This is a genomic window from Mycobacterium sp. BMJ-28 (genome assembly GCF_054404835.1).
The window spans coordinates 1,033,839-1,052,342 of record NZ_CM136783.1 but is presented as its reverse complement, the minus strand read 5'-3'; the positions used below and the strand labels follow the sequence as shown (position 1 = coordinate 1,052,342).

Annotated in this window: 15 protein-coding genes and 1 pseudogene; 7 read left to right on the top strand and 9 right to left on the bottom strand. The window is 58.6% G+C overall.

Going from position 1 to position 18,504, the window contains the following annotated elements; all coding sequences use genetic code 11:
* Window positions 1-177 precede the first annotated feature (177 nt).
* A complete protein-coding gene (locus ACXPWS_RS05245; protein WP_458711426.1) occupies window positions 178-1,329 on the top strand; it encodes an ImmA/IrrE family metallo-endopeptidase in 1,152 nt (383 codons plus the stop codon).
* A 229-nt stretch (window positions 1,330-1,558) separates the two neighbouring features.
* Here the strand turns inward: ACXPWS_RS05245 and ACXPWS_RS05240 are convergent, their stop codons facing one another.
* A complete protein-coding gene (locus ACXPWS_RS05240) occupies window positions 1,559-2,251 on the bottom strand; it encodes an 8-oxoguanine DNA glycosylase OGG fold protein (RefSeq protein WP_458711425.1) in 693 nt (230 codons plus the stop codon).
* 299 nt (window positions 2,252-2,550) lie between these two features.
* On the opposite strand from ACXPWS_RS05240, the pseudogene ACXPWS_RS05235 reads away from it, so the two are divergent.
* The 4 genes and pseudogenes from ACXPWS_RS05235 to ACXPWS_RS05220 all read left to right on the top strand — a co-directional run bounded on the left by ACXPWS_RS05235 (window position 2,551) and on the right by ACXPWS_RS05220 (window position 7,037).
* A pseudogene (locus ACXPWS_RS05235) lies at window positions 2,551-3,712 on the top strand (IS3 family transposase).
* A 355-nt stretch (window positions 3,713-4,067) separates the two neighbouring features.
* A complete protein-coding gene (locus ACXPWS_RS05230) occupies window positions 4,068-4,397 on the top strand; it encodes a hypothetical protein (protein WP_458711424.1) in 330 nt (109 codons plus the stop codon).
* A 112-nt stretch (window positions 4,398-4,509) separates the two neighbouring features.
* Window positions 4,510-5,850 (top strand): hypothetical protein, encoded by a 1,341-nt coding sequence (locus tag ACXPWS_RS05225; protein WP_458711423.1) that lies wholly within the window; start codon window positions 4,510-4,512, stop codon window positions 5,848-5,850.
* Between the two features lie 42 nt (window positions 5,851-5,892).
* A protein-coding gene (locus ACXPWS_RS05220; RefSeq protein ID WP_458711422.1) for an IS3 family transposase occupies window positions 5,893-7,037 on the top strand; the annotation gives its coding sequence in 2 pieces (ribosomal slippage) (window positions 5,893-6,160 and window positions 6,160-7,037; 1,146 coding nt in all).
* 294 nt (window positions 7,038-7,331) lie between these two features.
* Here ACXPWS_RS05220 and ACXPWS_RS05215 read toward each other — a convergent pair.
* Window positions 7,332-9,455 carry an NB-ARC domain-containing protein gene (locus ACXPWS_RS05215; protein WP_458711421.1) on the bottom strand — a complete coding sequence of 708 codons (2,124 nt, stop codon included), beginning with the start codon at window positions 9,453-9,455 and terminating at the stop codon, window positions 7,332-7,334.
* A 307-nt stretch (window positions 9,456-9,762) separates the two neighbouring features.
* Here ACXPWS_RS05215 and ACXPWS_RS05210 point away from each other — a divergent pair, with 307 nt between their 5' ends.
* The gene (locus tag ACXPWS_RS05210) at window positions 9,763-10,377 is read left to right on the top strand and encodes a hypothetical protein (RefSeq protein WP_458711420.1); all 615 of its coding nucleotides are present in this window, start codon (window positions 9,763-9,765) and stop codon (window positions 10,375-10,377) included.
* Between the two features lie 181 nt (window positions 10,378-10,558).
* Window positions 10,559-11,035, top strand: a complete 477-nt coding sequence (locus tag ACXPWS_RS05205; protein WP_458711419.1) for a uracil-DNA glycosylase — start codon at window positions 10,559-10,561, stop codon at window positions 11,033-11,035.
* 379 nt (window positions 11,036-11,414) lie between these two features.
* Here ACXPWS_RS05205 and ACXPWS_RS05200 read toward each other — a convergent pair whose 3' ends face one another.
* The 7 genes from ACXPWS_RS05200 to dapF are packed head-to-tail and all read right to left on the bottom strand — an operon-like array spanning window position 11,415 to window position 18,495.
* Complete coding sequence (locus tag ACXPWS_RS05200) at window positions 11,415-12,176, bottom strand: class I SAM-dependent methyltransferase (protein ID WP_458711418.1); 762 nt, start codon at window positions 12,174-12,176, stop codon at window positions 11,415-11,417.
* Complete coding sequence (locus tag ACXPWS_RS05195; RefSeq protein WP_458711417.1) at window positions 12,173-13,738, bottom strand: AMP-binding protein; 1,566 nt, start codon at window positions 13,736-13,738, stop codon at window positions 12,173-12,175. Before ACXPWS_RS05195 ends, ACXPWS_RS05200 begins: the two co-directional genes overlap by 4 nt.
* 40 nt (window positions 13,739-13,778) lie before the next feature.
* Complete coding sequence (locus ACXPWS_RS05190; protein ID WP_458711416.1) at window positions 13,779-14,741, bottom strand: ATP-grasp domain-containing protein; 963 nt, start codon at window positions 14,739-14,741, stop codon at window positions 13,779-13,781.
* A gap of 28 nt (window positions 14,742-14,769) precedes the next feature.
* Window positions 14,770-15,510: an SDR family NAD(P)-dependent oxidoreductase gene (locus ACXPWS_RS05185; RefSeq protein ID WP_458711415.1), complete on the bottom strand. Its 741-nt coding sequence runs from the start codon at window positions 15,508-15,510 to the stop codon at window positions 14,770-14,772.
* On the bottom strand, window positions 15,495-16,685 hold the full coding sequence (gene metX / locus ACXPWS_RS05180) for a homoserine O-acetyltransferase MetX (protein WP_458711414.1): 1,191 nt from the start codon (window positions 16,683-16,685) through the stop codon (window positions 15,495-15,497). Before metX ends, ACXPWS_RS05185 begins: the two co-directional genes overlap by 16 nt.
* Entirely contained in the window at window positions 16,672-17,661 is a 990-nt protein-coding gene (gene cysK, locus ACXPWS_RS05175) for a cysteine synthase A (protein WP_458711413.1), read from the bottom strand. Before cysK ends, metX begins: the two co-directional genes overlap by 14 nt.
* Window positions 17,662-18,495: a diaminopimelate epimerase gene (gene dapF / locus ACXPWS_RS05170; protein WP_458711412.1), complete on the bottom strand. Its 834-nt coding sequence runs from the start codon at window positions 18,493-18,495 to the stop codon at window positions 17,662-17,664.
* Window positions 18,496-18,504 lie beyond the last annotated feature (9 nt).

The following is an 18,504-nucleotide window of genomic DNA, read 5'->3' as shown; positions in this document are numbered from 1 at the left end:
GCGGACAGGGTGATCACAATGCGCCACTTCGTCCTCTTCTCCTTGGCGGGGAGGCCAGCACCGATCGATTCCGATCCCAATTTATGAGACGACGGGAAATTTTGCAACGCATTTTCGCTCTACACTTAATTTTTGGCCGCCGCTAGGTGTAGCGGTTTAATCTGCTAAGTTCTCCCAGTGCAGGTAGAGGGGGTCGCCGAGCCGTTGCAAGCCGAGTCCGACACCGCCGGGATTCCGCATCCCGCTCGCATCCGAGTAGCCAGAGACCTCAGGGCGCTAACTCAGCAAGAAGCGGTCAAGCGGATGCGTCGGCCTGTCACGCCCGCGGCGCTCAGCCAGATCGAGGCCGGGAAGGTTCGACCAACGGGCGACACCTTGCGCGACCTCGCCGAGGCGCTCGAGGTGCCTATCGACTTCTTCTATGTGGCCTGGAGCAATGCACCAGCCGATGGCGCGTTGGACAATGTGCCCTATTTCCGCGACCTCGCTGCAACGCCGGTGCGGCTCCGACGAAGGGCCGGCGCCCTCGCACTCATTCTCAATGATCTCGTAGCGGCACTCGGCACCCGCGTGCGTCTGCCGGAGGTCTCGATCCCGCGTTTCGATGTATTGCCGTCATCTACTCGCGAGGACATCGAGGACACCGCTGCCGCGGTTCGCGGCGAATGGAACTTGGGCCACGACCCGATACCTCACGTCGTCAGGGAGATTGAGCGTCATGGCGTCCCCGTTGCACGCTTGCTCCTGGATGCGAAATCAGTCGACGCATTTTCGGTGAGATTCTCGCACCGCCCATTGATTCTCCTCACAGACGATAAAAGCAATTATGTACGATCTCGGTTCGATGCCGCGCACGAGTTGGGCCATCTTGTTATGCATTCTCACGCAGATCCAAACGATCGAAGCATCGAGAAACAGGCACACGACTTCGCTGCATCATTCCTGCTGCCGGTGGATGTAGCAGTTGGGGAGCTTCCCAGAAAGATCGATAGTCACGCATGGCAAAAGCTCGCGCGAATGAAGCGAGAGTGGGGCATCTCAATAAGCGCCATGCTCTTTCGCGCGCGGAGCCTCGGCCTGTTAACGCCAAGCGCTTACCAGAACTCGATGAAATATATCTCTGCCCGCGGATGGCGGACAGTTGAACCTGGCGACCGCGAAATGGGTCAACCAGAGTCACCAATACTCGTCGAGCGGGCCATTAAGACAATCGAGCATGAATACGGATTGTCAGCGGAAGAAATCGTGAAATCAGCGCACCTTCCAATAGAAGACACGTTGCGGCTCATCAGGCAAGCGACCGACCAGCGCCCGTCACTCGACTTTTAGTACATCCTCGCGCAGCTAGCCGCCACAGCCTACGACGCGAACAAACGAGAGTAGGTAGTTGCCAGGCTCACCGGACGAGGGGGCAGTAGGCGGAGCCTTCTTGCCTGGAGAACTGAAGGCCGTGGGTTTGGGCTAAGCCGTCATCAAGACTCCGCCCCACCGGCTGTTCGGGATCGGCCCGGTTGCGGAAGGTCCCGCCGTGGCAGACGAATCAGCTTGGCGCGCTGTTCTATCGCTTTATGGTTTTGCCGTCTTCGAACAGCCACCGTTCGACAACGTCATGCCGAGATAGGTGATGCTCATCGACCCAGCGGTCCAGAAGGAGGGCGTAGCGCTCGTATGCGCTCGCCAGCCATGCCCCTTCAATCGGCAGCGTCGCCCAGCTGCACGTGCGGTTGAGCGAGGCTGCGACGTTGCGGTCGAGGATGCAGCTCCGATGGTCACCGCGTCCACCGCCGGCGAAGTACAGGTACTTGGTGAAGAACGCTGGCCCGAGGTCGCTGATCGCGGTCTTGTTTTTCGGGCGGAGCAGGTCGTAGGCGGCGCGGGGATCGGTGCGGCTGAGCCGGGCGGCCTCCTGGAGAAGGGCTGCGGCGGAGTCGGGGTCCGCGGCGATCGAGGCTATCCGGGCCTTGTTGTTGCGCTGACTGTCTCCGCTCCCCCACGCGAGTGAGTTCCATAGCAGCGTCAACGCTGCGGCCGGATCATCGAGGGCCGGCTGTGCAATGTTGAAGAGGTCGCTGCGGCTGATGCTGTCTCCCAGGATCGTGTCATCGAGGCCGTGCTTAGTGAGTTCGACTGTCCACCACTGGCGATTAACCGGGAACCCGTGGCCGTGGATCCAGCGGGTCGGATCTGTCGCCTGGAGTTCGATGACAGCGCTCGCGGGCAAGTGGATATCAGCGAGGTCGGTGGCAGCCATGGATCTGATTGTGCCCGGCCTGTCCGACAGTCAGGCCCTCCGGCAGGAACCCGGAATGTCGGCGGCCGGCTATAGCCTGCACCACCGTCAACCACGACGACGTCGTTGAACCCGGAGACAATGCACTACAGGCACTGCTGGCGCTTGTCGCCGACCACACTGAAGACCGGGAGAAGCGCGACTTCCTCTACGACTTCATCCTGACCTGCCCGCCGCTACACGAATGGCCGGGTCTGCTGCACGACCAGGTGACATCTGAGTTGGCTTGCCCGGGACGGGTGAGCTGGAAGGATGTCAGTGTGCCTAGGCCTTACCCCCGTGAGTTCCGCGACGACGTCGTGCGGGTCGCCCGCAACCGCGACGATGGCGTGACGATCGAGCAGATCGCCACGGATTTCGGTGTGCACCCGATGACGCTGCACAAGTGGATGCGCCAAGCCGATATCGATGAGGGCACCAAGCCCGGCAAGAGCACCGGCGAGTCTGCTGAGCTGCGGGATGCGCGGCGTCGGATCAAGTTGTTGGAGCAGGAAAACGAGGTCCTGCGCCGGGCCACCGCGTATTTGTCGCAGGCCAATCTGCCGGGAAAAGGGTCTACCCGCTCGTGAAGGAGCTCGCCGCCGACGGGATCCCCGTCGCGGTGACGTGCCGGGTCCTCACGCTCGCCCGCCAGCCCTATTACCGCTGGTTGGCTCAGCCGATCACGGGCGCCGAACTCGTCGAGGCCTACCGCGCCAACGCCCTGTTCGACGCCCACCAGGACGATCCGAGTTCGGGTATCGCTACCTGGTCGAAGAGGCCCGCGATGCCGGTGAGCCGATGGCCGAGCGCACCGCCTGGCGAATCTGCACCGACAACAAGTGGTGGAGCGTGTTCGGAAAAAAGCGCGGCAAGAACGGCAAAGTTGGGCCGCCGGTGCACGACGATCTCGTCGAGCGCGACTTCACTGCTGGTGGTCCAAACCAGTTGTGGCTCAGCGATATCACCGAACATCGCACCGACGAAGGCAAGCTCTATCTCTGCGCGATCAAGGACGTGTTCTCCAACCGCATCGTCGGATATTCGATCGACTCCCGGATGAAGTCCCGGTTGGCCACGACCGCGCTCAGTAGTGCGGTGGCACGACGTGGTGGGGTGGCCGGTTGCATTCTGCACAGCGATCGCGGCAGTCAATTTCGAAGCCGAAAGTTCGTTCACGCCTTGGGTCGCTACGACATGGTCGGGTCGATGGGCCGCGTCGGTGCGGCCGGCGACAATGCGGCCATGGAGAGCTTCTTCGCACTGCTGCAGAAGAACGTGCTGGACCGCCGCCGCTGGCGCACACGAGAAGAGCTGAGGATCGCGATCGTCACCTGGATTGAGCGCACTTACCACCGACGCCGACGCCAGGCTGGACTTGGGCGGTTGACCCCGATCGAATTCGAAGCAAGTATGACCACACCGGCCAGTCAGGCTGCGTGACCACAACTGTCACCTGATCGTGCAGCAGACCCGCCGGTGGGCTCACAAGATCGACTAGCCGAAACATGCAACTACGTGATTGGCCTTGCGCGGTCGCTCAGAGGGTGATCGTGCATGGCGTGACTTCGAATGCGTTTCGCTATTCAGGGAGTGGCTTTAAGCGCGAATCCGAGTGTCGTGATGGCTTCACAACCGGCGGAATGCAAGCACATCCAAACCGGTGCCCCGCCCGGCATGCAGCCGCGCAACTCAGTGCCTGCGGCACACCAGCCGCTAGAATCGAATCGTCTGCAGCGGCCATTGGCTCGAAGGGGAGATCGTTTTGGATCCTTTATCTCTAGCTGCCATCTCGACCATGGCCGGAGTCGCCTTGACTGGGGCCGCCACTCAGGCTGGCAAACAGAGCTTTGACGGCCTGGTCGGTCTCGTGAAGCGTCTACGCCGTCCCGGCCAACGCGAACTTGTCAGCCGGGTGGAGTCGCAGCCAGAAACGGTAGACGTCGAAGTGCTGGCGAGGGTACTGCGCGACGAAGCTCAACAAGATCCCGACTTCGCAGCGGAGCTGCAGCAGTGGGTACGCGAACAAGCGAATTTTTCGGGAGCCGTCACCTTCAACAACAATGCGCCAGTCAGCGGTAACGTCACGCAGATCGGCAACGTCTCGGGCCCGCTTACCTTCAACTGAAGCTAAGCCCCCCCCCCCCCCCCCCCCCCCCCCCCCCCCCCCCCCCCCCCCCCCCCCGCAATTTGTTGCGAGATCACCGTGGTTCACGGTCACGCCCGAGCGCAACATCCTGGTGGTGTTACGGACGGCGACGACCGTCAGCTGGTTTGCCGAGCTCTTACCTGACGCTCTCGCCGATCCACGCATCCAACTGTGGTTCACCATCGATCCCGGTTCCCAGTTCCAGCACGGCGTCGCCGAGTACCTCTCGTTGCTTGGCGGTGCTGAGCTCACATGGGAGCTAGCTACCCAGACCACCTTCGATTTGGCCATTGCGGCACACATCAGCGACGGTCTGTCAGAACTCGCCACACCACTTCTGGTCCTGCCGCACGGTCCGGGCTACGCGCGCGCGCTCACACAGCGTCCTGACCCGCAGATACCGGTTCCTCGCACACATACCCGCGCTGACGTCGCCACGGTCGTGGCACTGACATCGGCCGAGGACCGGCACCACTTCAATGAGCAGACACATCCTGGCATCGGCTTTCGCGTGACCGGTGATCCCTGCCTTGACACGCTGCGTGCGTCACGGCCGGCGCGCCAGGGATACCGCCGCGCTCTTGGTGTCGACCAAGGGCAGACGCTCGTCGTCATCTCCTCCACATGGGGCCCATACAGTGCCCTCGGCCAACACCCGCACGTCGTCGACCAGATTCTCGGCGCGCTGCCCACCGACGACTACGTTGTCGCGGCCATCTTGCACGCAAATATCTGGAACCTCCACGGCGACTGGCAATTACGGCTCTGGCTGCGGGACGCTCTCGCAAGTGGGTTACGCCTTATCCCCCATCAAAAGGGATGGCGGCAAGCCCTCGTTGCCGCCGACATCGTCATCGGCGACCATGGGTCGGTCAGCTATTACGCAGCAGCACTCAAAACGCCCGTTATGTTGGCCACCAAGGCCGGAGTCGTCGAGATTAAGCGTGACACCGCAATTGACCGGTTCTTGCGGACCACGCGACAGCTGGACACCAAGGCGCCCGTCGACATGCAAATCCGGGAAATGATCGCCGCCCATACCTGCACCGAAACCAGCGGCGACATGGCGACGCCAACCGACAGTGCAGAGACGATTAGCGCGTTGATCTACGAACTGGTCAACCTCGATCGCAACTCACCCCACAGCGGTCCGCGTATGTGCGACATCCCGACCATTAGCTTCGTATCGCCGACCGCCCACTGGGTCAGCGTGACGATCGATGACACCGATGACAAACATCCCGTCGTGTCCGTGCGCCGCACACCAGCCCACGGCGTCATCGGCGACCACGCACCGATTGACACCGATCATCTCAGTGTGCGCACCGACTGTCCCTCAACACGCTTGCGCGGCCTGGCCGACGTTCTCTACGACACGAGCCAAACTAGCACTGATGGCGTGTTCCCGGTGAATGAGTCCAACCAGTTTTAGAGTCCTGTGGCCCGATGTGGGGCTGGAAGGGACGATGAGAACATGGCTGGTCGGAAGCGGCATTCCGCGGAGGACATCGTGCGCAAGCTGCGCCGAGCTGATGAGTTGGCTGCCGAGGGCAAGACCGGTGAGGAGATCGCTGCCGAGCTCGGGGTGTCGGCGGCGACGTTGTACAACTGGCGCCGCGGCTACGGCGGCATGGACACCGACGCCGCCAAGGAACTCAAGGAGCTGCGCGAGCAGAACGGCCGACTGAAACGGCTGTTGGCTGAGGCCGAACTCGAGAAGGATGCCCTGCGCGAGGTGGCCAAGGGAAAATTCTGAGCCCGGCCGCCAAGCGCCGCGCCGTGGACATGCTCAAGGACACCTTGAGTTTGTCGGAACGGTTGGCGTGCAAAGCGGTTGGGCTTGCCCGTTCCACCTACCGCCGGCTGCCGATCGCGGCGACACCGGCCGATCCCGATGCTGATCTGCGGGCCTGGTTGCGTTCCTACGCCACCAAACACCCGTGCCACGGGTTCCGGCGGGCCTGGGCGGCGTTGCGGCACGACGAGGGCCAGGAGATCAACGTGAAGAAGGTGCACCGACTGTGGTGCCAGGAGGGGCTGCAGCGCCGTGTCCACTCGCCGCGTAAGCGGGCCGGGGTGTCCTCGGCGCCGGAGGTGATCGCCGACGCCCCGAAGGTGGTGTGGGCGATCGACTTCCAGTTCGATTCCACCACTGACGGCAAGGCCATCAAGATCGCGTCGATGGTCGACGAGCACACCCGTGAATCGCTGCTGCATCTGGTGGAGCGCTCGATCACCGCCGAATGCCTCGTTGCCGAGCTCGAGATGGTGTTCGCCGTAGCCGGCGGGCCGCCGATGGTGCTGCGGATGGACAACGGTCCTGAATTGGTTTCTCAAGCGCTGCAACGGTTCTGCGACAAAAAGGTCGGCCTGTCCTACATCCCGCCGGGTACCCCGTGGAACAACGGCTACATCGAATCGTTCAATGGACGGCTACGGAAGGAGTGCCTCAACCGCAACCATTGGAACAACTTGTTCGAGGCCCGGGTGGTGATCGGCGACTTCAAGGACGAGCACAACCACCGACACCGGCATTCGGCCCTGGGCTACCGAACACCGGCCGAGTACGCTGCGGCCTGCAGCCATGACCACTACGCCATGGCCTGCGAGATCAACTGAATCCGAACACGACAACCTGGCTCTAACTCCGGGTGGACTCAGTAACGGGGACTCGCCACTGACACAAACAATCTCAACCGCAAACAGCGGCCACCGACAACCGTCGCCACAGCAACTGCAACGGGGTCGACTGTTAATCAACACGGGCAAGAACCGATCTACCTCAGCCACCGAGATGCCGACCGAGACCTCATCGCATCAGCTGCGTTCGCATTGGCCGCCCGGCAAAGGGAATGGGCAATGCTGACCGTCAGAGCCGGGACACGCGACGCCGTCGCCGTCCGCGCGTAACCCTCACGGGTCGGCAACCTCGGCCAAGCGCCGCGCAATGCCGCTAGCACGGTCACTGCCGCACCGCTCAAATGCCGCGTATGCCGCGCTAAGAGCATCGCGCGCTCCCACACGATCCCCGAGCATCTCCGCTGCCACGGAGATGCACTCGTGCATCTGGCCCAGCAGAAACGGAGCCCCCGAAAACGCCGGCAAGGCGCATAGCGCTGTCAGTTCCGCACGGGCAGACAAGGGTTCGTCCGCCTCGATGAGGCAGCGAGCCCGGAAAATCGCGAATCGGCCCACCGTCAAGCTGTCCCGATGAGGATCGAGCTGCCGTAGCGCATCAGCAACCAATCTGGCCGCTTCAGCATGGCGTTTGCGTTTCGCGGCTAGCTTCGCTAAATGATAATTCTGTATCGCCTCGCCGCGGGCACTCTCAAGCGCACGAAAGTAATCCCGCGACTGCACGAAGGCGGCTTCTGCCTCCCCATGGTCACCTTTGTCGGCGAATAGCTTGCCCGACCACTCCAACAACGAGGCTGCCAACTCGAGCCGCACGCGATCGCCGCCGATAGCCGCCAACCACCGATAGGCCCGATCGAGGCGATCTGAAGCCTCCTCCAATGATCCAGCCGCTATGCACACGAGCGCTGACTGACCCAATAGGCGAGCACTGATAGCTGGGTCGGCAAGCGACTCAGCTACCTCGATTCCTAAGTCGCTGAGCTCCAAGGCAAAGTCGTGTAGGTGACGCGCGTAGGCTGGCGCCCACCACGCTTCACTCATCGCGCAGACTTGCCGCCACTGACCACAATCCCTGGCCAACCGCATGTAACCAAGCGCTGTTGGGTATTGAGCATCGAACCACCGGTTCGCCGCAACAGGATCAGCGAGCGCGGCAATCTCAGGAAAACTATCCATCGCCGCCACCCGTAGACGAGTATGCACCAGTGCCTTATCCATCGATTGTGCGCATGCTGTCATGTAATCCACAACACGACAACGGATCTCGTCCGCCGCCTCCTCACCGACGTAGGCTTCTGCGACATCACGAGCGTGCCACCGGATGAGACCGTGAACCTCAAACAACCCCGAATCCTCAGTAAGGATGCACTTGTCAACGAGCTCAAAAAGTGCGTCGCTCGCGGCTTCCTCAGTCATCGCCAGCATGGCGGCAATATGGCCGGCCGCAAATCGACCGGCAGGCAACACACCCACACCGCGGTAGACGCGAGCCTCAACCGGATCGAGCACCCCATACGTCTCGTCAAGTATCTCCTGCAAGGGGGCCTCGCCCTCTATACGAATTCGCGACAGCGGATGATTACTACGACAAATATCGTCGAACCACTCTGCGAGCCCGCGGCGTCTCCGTCTGCCCGCATACAACGCGCCAAGCATTGCGATCGCCAGTGGCAGCCGCCCGCAAAACCCGTGAACCATCTCAGCGACCACAGCCTCCGTCGCCTCGTCGAGGTCGTCCAAACCGGCGATCTCCTGGAACAGTGCACTGGCAAACGGCTCGGCAAGGACGCCCACCTCATGGAAACGCGCGCCGTGCAAACGCAATGCCTCGACACTAGACGCAGCGGTCACGACAACATCCGCCGACGATGTCACGAACGGAATAACCTGCGCCGCCGTCACCGCATGATCGAGAACGAGCAAGACACGCTTCCCAGCCACCGCCGTGCGGAACCGCTCAATCCGACCATCCAACACGCCGTCAATTTCCTGACGCGGCACGCCCAAACGGGCGAGCACAACGGCGGCCACGTCGGCCGCGGTCACAGCGGCTGACGATATCCCGCCGAGATCAACATAAATCTGACCATCGGGATATCGATCGGCGCGCGAATTCGCCCACCGGCGCACCACAGCGGACTTGCCGACACCACGTGGGCCAGTAAGCACGGCGACTCTCGGGCCAGCATGCTCTGTATCGTCACACAACCGGTCCAAGGCAACCATCACGCCAGCACGATCGGTAAAGAATGGCACCGCCGAGGGAACCTCGCGAGGCGCCGCGCTCGCAGGGCCTGTCAAGAGGATATTCACTGTACCTGCGGCACCAACCTGGAACACCGACCCTGCAACCGGCCCAGCATTATCAAAGCGGATCCCACGATCGGAAGACTCCGTCACCGAACCACCCCGACTCTTAAATGCTCAGCCATCGACAGCAGTGTCCCGCCACGACATTTACCTTAGACGAGCTACCGACGCGCAACATGAGAAGCACACCGAAGGCCTCCGCCGCAGCCACACGCCGAAAACACGGACCAATGGCAACGATGGGATCGATCCGATACCGCAAGGCCGCGCGAACGCGGTTTCGAACCTGTTCCGAAGCCAACGGATAAGCGAGGCGATGACTATCACATTGCCAACTCTTTAAAGTACTCGAAAACCCCGTTATACTAAGCTCGAAGGAGCATTTAAGAAATTTACTATGGCAACAGATCACTTTGAAAAGCACAAATCAGCGAGAGAACGAACGGACTGGAACTTTAACGTTCTCTTCAACGACCAACCCCAGGTAGCGCAGTACGCCGCACAATACGGCCCAATGCTTAACCATCCAGGTCTTTACCAGCCGATCCTCGGAGAGTGGCTCCACGCGACAATCCTAAGAGTTGGCTTCGTTGAAGATTTCAGCGACAAAGAGATGTTCGAAGTAGCCAGAGGAATCGAACTAAAGCTAGCCAAGATTCGCGTACCAGATCTCTTACTCGGACAGTGGTGGATCTGGGGCGGGAACCCATGCGTTCACTTCACACCCGAAGGTCCGCTGCAAGAAATATTCAATATCGTAGTCGGTGAACTTAGAGCCGTTATAGGAAATGATCGCCTTCCATATCCCCTCACTTTCACACCGCACATCAGTCTGGCGTACTCCAAGACATACAACGACGAAGCTGGCCTATTTAGACAACTGGCAACGACACACTTTGACGCCGTTCCGGTGCAGGCGAAGCGGTTATCGCTCGTAAAGCAGCACGTCAGAGACAACTACTACATCTGGGAGGTTGCCAAACATTTGACGTTAGGACAGGGCCTTAGATGACACTGCCCCTGGATTACGACTCGTTTCGCCGCAACCCAGGCCTTGGCAGGACCAACTCCCGCAGCCCCATCCACGACAAAGTCGATCAAGCCGTAAATCTCCGTTGGTAACGCACCCAGGCCCGCCGGTACCTGCGACGATTGTCGACCTGGATGTCGGTCAGCTGTCTTAGGCTCCCATCATGACCAGGCGGATGGCAGACGAGGGATTTCGGCATCATCAGCAGGAGCATCGCCTCGATCCACACATAGCGCCAATCAACCAGTTCGTCGCCGGGCTGCAGGACCCCGCCAACAACCTCTGGCTGCCGGAAGTTGCGCCGATGCACGCCGGCATCGATGCGCTCGTCATGTCAGTGCTTCGAGACCCTGGGCCAAAGACTCAGACGGCTAGTGGATCGGGATTCCTCTGCATCGAGAACGACGACCCGACTGCCGAACGGCAGCTCGATCTGTTTGAGCAGCATGCCATCTCACCGCGCCAGGTGCTGCCGTGGAACGCCTATCCCTGGTACATCAACCGTGCACCGAACGCGGGCGAACTCAACGCCGGAGCCGAGGTGCTCCGTCGGCTGCTGGATCTCACGCCACTATGCCGGGTCGTGCTACTGCAAGGCACTCACGCCGTTGACGTATGGCGCCGCGTACTCAAGCAGTGACCGTCGCTTGCCCAGGACCGAAACCTCGAAGCAGTGGAGAGCATTCATCCCGGGCGCCAAGCACTTTGGACTCCAGATCCTGCGGAACGACAAGCGCGCGTCGATAAGCAAAGGACCGCCTATGCGCGCGTCGCGGCGATAGCCCATGCAGGGTAGGTAGGTCGCGACGCCGCGCGATGAACTGCGATTGCGATTCGCACCGATAATGTGCGGTCAGCACCTATTTCTATCCAGTTCGGAGAAACGATTGGATTCGCATGCACGCCAGGTGACCGTTTGATTTGCCAAACGTCGAGCGTTGACGGATGCCGCGGATGCGCAAACTGAATCTCAGCGCGTCTTGTCCTTCAGCCTACTCAACAAACCCAAACCAGTATCTCTATTTTCGCGCTATATAGCCACTATAATGGCTACGCAGACCCGAGCCGCGAAACTCACTTACATCCGTGAATCCAACGTATTTCAAACTGCCGACAAAATCCTCCGCATTGAATAAAGCAGAATACCGATCAAATCGATGTGCATAGCCACCGATAGACATGTTTACGCTCCAGCGCCGCAATGACTTCGATGGATGAGTGGATATTTCCTCATCGATCAAAATGAGATCGCCACTCTGTGACCGTCCGCTGTGCCTGAGCGCAATAAGAGACTCATCCGGGGCCTGTCCATCATAGTTGGGAATATCGACGAAAAGATACCCTCCGGGCCTCACACTGGCATACATGCCCTCAAGATGGCCGAGAATCGATTGGTTATCTGCTCGACTCACCTCCTGGTCCCAGCTATCCGCATATGCCAAGGAATTTCCGCGGCACATCACCAAATCAAAGATCTCAGGAAAGCACCTACCCAGATCAGCCCACTTCACCTGCAGCGGTTTAACCGCAACACGCTCGCGACTAGCATAGTCGTCAAACTTTTTCAGCATCGCATCACTGCCGTCCGAACAAACGATCTTCACACCACGCTTCAATAACGGAATCGTGCCGAACCCAGTGCCTACAGCACAGTCAAGCACCGGACCTTCCACGCCCAAGAACCTAGTCAGTGACAGAAACTGTTCCACGAAAAACTCTTCGCTTGAGCACACATTAAGATATGAATCAAGGACCTCAGCCGGATGCACTGTTGCGGTCACGATGCCGACACCAGCATCTGATCGGTAAGCAAGAGTTCAACCATTTCCAGCGTTTTGGCTCTGTCTATCTTACTGTTGTGACGTCTGTCTGCTGGAATCAGGCCTTCCAGAGTAATCACCACGGGGCTGGGTATCCCGAGACGTTCGGCCTGTATTTTCAAAACCGCCTTATCTACGACCGCTTGAGTATCCACCGGCAACACATAAAGTAGACGGTCGACCTTTTGCGAATACACGACCGCACTCAATGTAGCTCCTGTCGACATATTCCACATCTGCTCCAGGGCATCGGGATAGACCACACCAAACGGCGTAGATACGACGTCCTTCTTTCGGCAGACAAACCATAGACACCCGGACTCGTCCTTGAAGCCCATATCTCCCGTTCGATGCCATATTCGTTCAGTCAGTACATCACGAAGTTTTGCATGTGCCTCGATTTCAGTGCGTCGGAAGTACCTCTGGGTGGCGCGCGGGCCCGTGACCAGGATCTCACCGATATCGCCGGCCTCCAAGATACAGTCGCGGGCAGAGAATTCCGCGCGATCAAAATCTGTAGGAACAATCTCTACATACATGCCCTCGGATTCCCTTCCGAGTGGTACGCCTCGACCGCTGTAGGCATACAGCCGACTTAAGTAGATGTAGTCCTCTGCCGATATCGAGGTAATCGGCATTAAGACCTCAGTGCTTGCGTATGGAATCCGCATCTGTGTTGCCGGGAATGCAACTTGAAAGCGCTCAATCAGCCGCCCGCTAACCGCCGATCCCGCAGTGGCCGCAATCCCAATATCAATACTGGACTTGTTGTCCGTAGATGTAACGAATTTGATCAGACGATCCCAAAATAGCGGCGATGCAAACACGTAGTCCGAACCGTAATCCGACATCTGTTGTGCGACTGCTGAGATATCTACGAGCTGAGGTTGGAGTGAGGTTACGCATGGAAGCACGGCGGTGCGACCCATTGCGATAGCGACCAGCGCCAGGTGCCCGAATAAACAGAACTCCCGGCTTACCGCATCTCGGGCATACAACTCAATCTGTGAGCTCAGCTCACGGCCGGTCCAGGGCACTCCTTTCGGAATACCCGTGGTCCCACTCGTGTACAGAATCAAAACTGGATCGAGGATGCTCTTCCGGTCAGAGTGGACCTTGTACTCGTAAAGCTCATAGAAGCGTTCCTGGCAGTCTACGGTCGTATACTCACCGACATCACCTGCAGTGCCGCTGGATATCCACAGCGAAGCGGAAAGCTCCTTGACGCACGGGCTGAGCGCATGCGAAGGAGCCGACGCGTCCAACAGAGCGGGAACCATGCCATTCATGAAAGCCCCGAAGCACAGTTGTACGAATAGCTTGCTTAACGGGATAGTCAAGATCACGTTCGTGTTGGGTACTCCTCCGTTGGCCCGCAGCCAATCTGCCGCAGCGGCACTTGTATTAACCAACTCGCGAAAGGTCAGGCGCGAACCGTCGCTCGCATCTATGAGGGCGCATGAATCCGGTTGCGTTTCCGCTAGAAGCAAGAGGTTGTCTAGAAGTACGTTACCTGTCGTCATCTACTGTCCTTATCCGTGTTGTGTTGAGAAATCTGCACATTCAACGTTCGATGCGAAGCTTCTCGACGGCTCGAAGTTCTCCTGAAAACGTTGTAGATCCGTCCGACGCCCTTAGCCGCAGAAGAATTGCGTCTAGGAACAGAGTGGCCGCTCCCGAGTTGAAGCCGAGATTGAGCGACGGTTCACATATATCCATTTCCAACACTTGGGGCCGCCCCCGGTCATCGCGAACTAGATCGACACGGCCATAAAGAAGAGGGCTCGATAACCTAAGGTGGTCGACAGCTGCCGACAGAACCAACTCAGCGACTTTCTTCTCAGCATCCGTTGGAATTGCAGTTTCTCGCATATCGAGTGTCGGGACGTGGACTGTTCCGTCGCTAAGCAGCATAGGACGCTTTGCTATAGCATGACTGTAGCTGCCGTCGAAGTAGATAAGGTTGATTTCACCTAACAGATCAATTGAATCAAGATATGGCTGCATCAAAGCACCAATGCCCGCCGACACTAGCTGCTGCACATACCGCAGTATCTCCTTAGGTTTGTCACTTTCCATGCGTCTAACACCCGCTGAATACGCACCAATGCACGGCTTCACGACAAACGACGTAGAATCGCCGTGTTCAACGATGAAGCTCGACGCGTCACGTGCAGTTTCCGCCGTATACTCCTCCAGGATGAATGTGGGCGGTATGGGAATACCACGATTGCCTAGATCCTTCAAGTATGTTTTGCGCAGACCCCACTCAGCCACGGAGGCAGGATTAACTAGCGTTGTGATGGCTTCTACCGCATGGCACCAGCCGAGGAACTCCGCCAAGTGGTCAATATATGTCCACGGCGATCTGGGTATAACCAAATTATAGACCGACCAGTCGACGCCAGAATCACGCCAACTACATACGTCAGCCGAAACACCCCTCCGCGCACACTCTGCGAGTAATATCGGCATGTCGTGGTCGATGGACAGACTTTTCTCGTCAGTCACGAGCGCAATTTTCACCACAGAATAACCTCCTCTAGTTGCGCAGTTACCAGGCGATCTCTTCCGCCATATGGAGGAAGCGCCCCGACCCGACGGAATCTTCCGAAAGGGCCGTTTCGACGGCAGTACGCGCGCCGTCTCGAGCCTCGAATAGGCCCTTTCCGTCATTCATATCAGTGATCGAATACCCCGGATGAACGGAATTTACTTCTATGCCGGTTTCGCGCAACTCGTACGCTAGGTGGACTGTCCACGAATTCAGCGCGCTCTTGGACGCGCTGTATGCTGGCAGCGACTTGAATTCGTCGTCGTAGATATACGATGACCGATCACCGTGTGTGGAGACGGAACCCAGCAAGCTCGAAACATTCACGATGCGGCCCCGCGGCGAAAGTCGGAGTAGAGGCAGAAGAGCATTCGTGATTCGGACCGTTCCGAAGAGATTGGTTCTAAAAGTATCGAACCAGGCTTCTAGGGGCTGGTCTGATGGAAATTTCCCGTATTCCTCGATTCGAACGCCAGCATTATTTATGAGAATATCCAAACGGCCAAACCGTTGAGTTATATCGGCTACCGCAGACGATACAGAGTCGTCATCTGTGATGTCCAAAAGCACCGTCTCTACCTCGATACCCCGATCACGCAACAGCCGCTTCTTTGAATCAATGTCTGACTGGGCTCTCCCACTCAGAATACTGGTGACACCGCGCCGAGCGAGTTGGGTAGCTGTCTCGAAACCCAAGCCCCGCGTTGAGCCGGTAGTCAACGCAACTAAGTTTGAAGACACTCTTTGACCTCTCGTCGGGCGGAATTCAGAAGTCCCTCGATGTGCGCGCCAAATTGGTCAATAGCAACCAGGAATGCGTCGTGACCGGCGGTCGAGTTGACCGGCACGATGGTGGCGTCGAACCCTTCGGCCGCCAGGACTTGGGCGACCGAGCGCTGTTGTGCCAGAGGGAAGAGCAGATCTGAGTCGACACCCAGGACCAGACATGCCCGCAATACCGAGACTTTTTGTCTTTGCGTCCGCAGGACCTCCAACTTCGACATAAAGTCGAAGTTATCGATCGCCTGGCTCAAACATATATAGGAATTTGGATCAAACCGATTACTGAATTTCTCGGCTTCCGACTGCAAATAGCTTTCTACGACAAATTGATCAGCGTCGTTCCCCATCCGTGCACGGCCGAACTTTCGGTCCCAGTCGTCCGCTGATCGATAGGAAAGTAGGCCAAGCTTGCGAGCCGCCGCCATCCCTGCCTTTGGAGACTCGTTCGTCGTGTAATTCCCGCGACGCCAGAAGGGATCGTTGCGGATCACTTCACGCTGAATCGACCGAATGGCAAGTGACTGCGGACTGGCATGGAGCGCCCCAGATATGTTTACATGTGTCCGCGCGCGATCGGGGTGTGCGGCGAAGAAGGATAGAGCGGTCATTGCGCCCATAGATGTACCGATGACACAGGCAAGTTCGTCGATCTGAAGATCGTCGAGGAGATTGACCGCCGCATCCGCTGTGTCATCCAGGTCGACGGGCGGGAACTCGCGGCCGTAAGGTCGTCCTGTTGCTGGATTTACGGAAGCGGGGCCACTCGATCCAAAGCAACTGCCTATTGTGTTGATGCATATGACGAACCATAGATTCGTATCCACGTAGCGATCCGGCCCGACCATTCGCTCCCACCAGCCGGCTCGGCGATCCTCCGACGTCGATGTCACGTGGGCACTCGGAGATAAGCCGGTGAATACCAGAATGGCGTTCGAGCGGCTCGGGTTCAATCGTCCCGCTGTTTCGAAGGCTAGGCGCGCACCAGGCAGGCTCGCACCACTCTTAGTTTGGTAATCGTCTGGCAGCCAATGGAATTGGGTTCCGGGTCCGAACCACTCGAAATCGCCTTTCGGCAAGCCGGCATTGATCAGGAGATCATGGTCACTTCTGACTGCGAGTTCAGGCGTGTGCATGATCCGGAACCTGTGGTTCTTCGAGGTCGCTCAGCCACTCGTCGTCCGACCCCTCATTCATGCCTTCGGTGAGAAATGTCGATAAGTAGCGCTCCCCCGTGTCCGGCAACATGGCAAGGATTGTTGACCCTCGCGGTGCCTCCCCAGCCACGCGTATCGCAGCGACCGCCGCGGCACCCGCGGACAGGCCGACAAAGATCCCTTCCTCACTCGCGAGCCGCCGCGCCATGTCACGGGCGTCCGTTTCGTCTACGGTCGTCAAAGAATCTATGACAGATTGGTCCAAGATCGTGGGGACAAAGTTGGGCGCTAACCCCTGCAACCTGTGCAGATGCCATGGTTGGCCCTGCAGCACCGCCGCGTTGGCGGGTTCCAACGCAACGACCCGAACGTCAGGCCGGGCCAGCTTCAGCATCTGTCCCACACCGGTAATTGTTCCAGTAGTACCAAACCCGGCAACAAAATAGTCCAGCCTTTTCCCTGCGAAGTCTTGCAAGATTTCGGCAGCAGTCGTCTCTCGGTGGTATGCGGGGTTCGCGAAGTTATCAAACTGGCGAGGACGGAACCACCCGTGCCGCTCCGCCAGTTCGTCTGCGATCGCGTTGCCCCCGCTGGTTCCCTTCTCGCCGGGGAAGAGAAGCACTTTTGCACCGTATGCGCGCATCAGCTTTCGCCGCTCCATGGAATAGCTGTCGGACATGACTGCGACGAATTTGTATCCGCGTGCCGCCGATACCATCGCTAGGGCAATACCTACGTTACCGGAGGTACATTCGACTATCGTGTCGCCCGGCTGAAGATCCCCACGTTTCTCGGCGTCGAGAATTACTGCATAGGCCAATCTGTCTTTTACCGAGCCACCCGGATTGAAAGATTCGATCTTCACGTACAAATTCGCCGACGAAGGGCCGATACGGTGCAGCTTAACAATCGGTGTCCTGCCGATCGTATCGACAATATTCTCGTAGATCGTCATCTAGATGAGCCTTCCTTCGAACACAAACTGAGCGTTACCGATGAGACTGGCTGGCGAACCTGGGCCGTCCCAATTCACTTCTAACTCGCCGCCGTCCATTTGGACATAGACGGGCGACTTCACGCGACCGTTACGCATCATGTATACGGCTGTAGCCACCGCACCCGTTCCGCATGAACGGGTCTCGCCAGCACCGAATTCGTACACGCGCAATCGAAGTTGCGATTCGCTTAAGACCTGCACGAAATTGATTATCACTCCGTACGGCAGCATTTCTAGACTCTGAATAGTCGGTCCGAGAATGTTGACAGGGAGGTCTGCGACGGAATCGTATTCGATGATTACATGCGGGTTACCAACCGATACTGCCCCATATTGAAGTTCTTCGGACACGCCGCCGATGGCAACGGTTGCCGCGTAGTGTTCCTTTTCTGTCGTCTCGCCCCGGAGACCTATCCCGCCTGGCGAGAAATGCGGTTCGCCGAGTGATACCTGATAGCGCGTAGCGCCGAGACGCTGGATTTGGTGAGTTCCAACGGGACTATCTATTGCGAACGACGTCTCTGTGGTCAGACCCCGCCGGACAATCCATGCTGCGACGCACCTAGCTCCGTTGCCGCACTGCGAAGAGTTCTCGCCATCGGCTGTCCAAATCTCGTATTGGGCGACCGCCTCATCAGTTCTCGGGCGACTAACTCCCAATATGAGGTCGCAACCGATCCCTGTCGCTCGATCGGCTATGGCGCGACACTGGTCCCGAGAAGGCGGTTCCTGACTATCAAGATCGAGTACGACAAAGTCGTTCCCCGCACCTTGCATCTTGGTGAAGTTCATATTCAGCCT

Excerpts from the sequence above, each read along its gene's own strand:
- ACXPWS_RS05230 (WP_458711424.1), top strand. The coding sequence starts at position 4,068 with ATGGCCGGAGTCGCCTTGACTGGGGCCGCCACTCAGGCTGGCAAACAG.
- metX (WP_458711414.1), bottom strand. The coding sequence starts at position 16,685 with ATGCACACGCCTGAACTCGCAGTCAGAAGTGACCATGATCTCCTGATC.
- cysK (WP_458711413.1), bottom strand. The coding sequence starts at position 17,661 with ATGACGATCTACGAGAATATTGTCGATACGATCGGCAGGACACCGATT.
- dapF (WP_458711412.1), bottom strand. The coding sequence starts at position 18,495 with ATGAACTTCACCAAGATGCAAGGTGCGGGGAACGACTTTGTCGTACTC.
- ACXPWS_RS05195 (WP_458711417.1), bottom strand. The coding sequence starts at position 13,738 with ATGACGACAGGTAACGTACTTCTAGACAACCTCTTGCTTCTAGCGGAA.
- ACXPWS_RS05205 (WP_458711419.1), top strand. The coding sequence starts at position 10,559 with ATGACCAGGCGGATGGCAGACGAGGGATTTCGGCATCATCAGCAGGAG.
- ACXPWS_RS05240 (WP_458711425.1), bottom strand. The coding sequence starts at position 2,251 with ATGGCTGCCACCGACCTCGCTGATATCCACTTGCCCGCGAGCGCTGTC.
- ACXPWS_RS05210 (WP_458711420.1), top strand. The coding sequence starts at position 9,763 with ATGGCAACAGATCACTTTGAAAAGCACAAATCAGCGAGAGAACGAACG.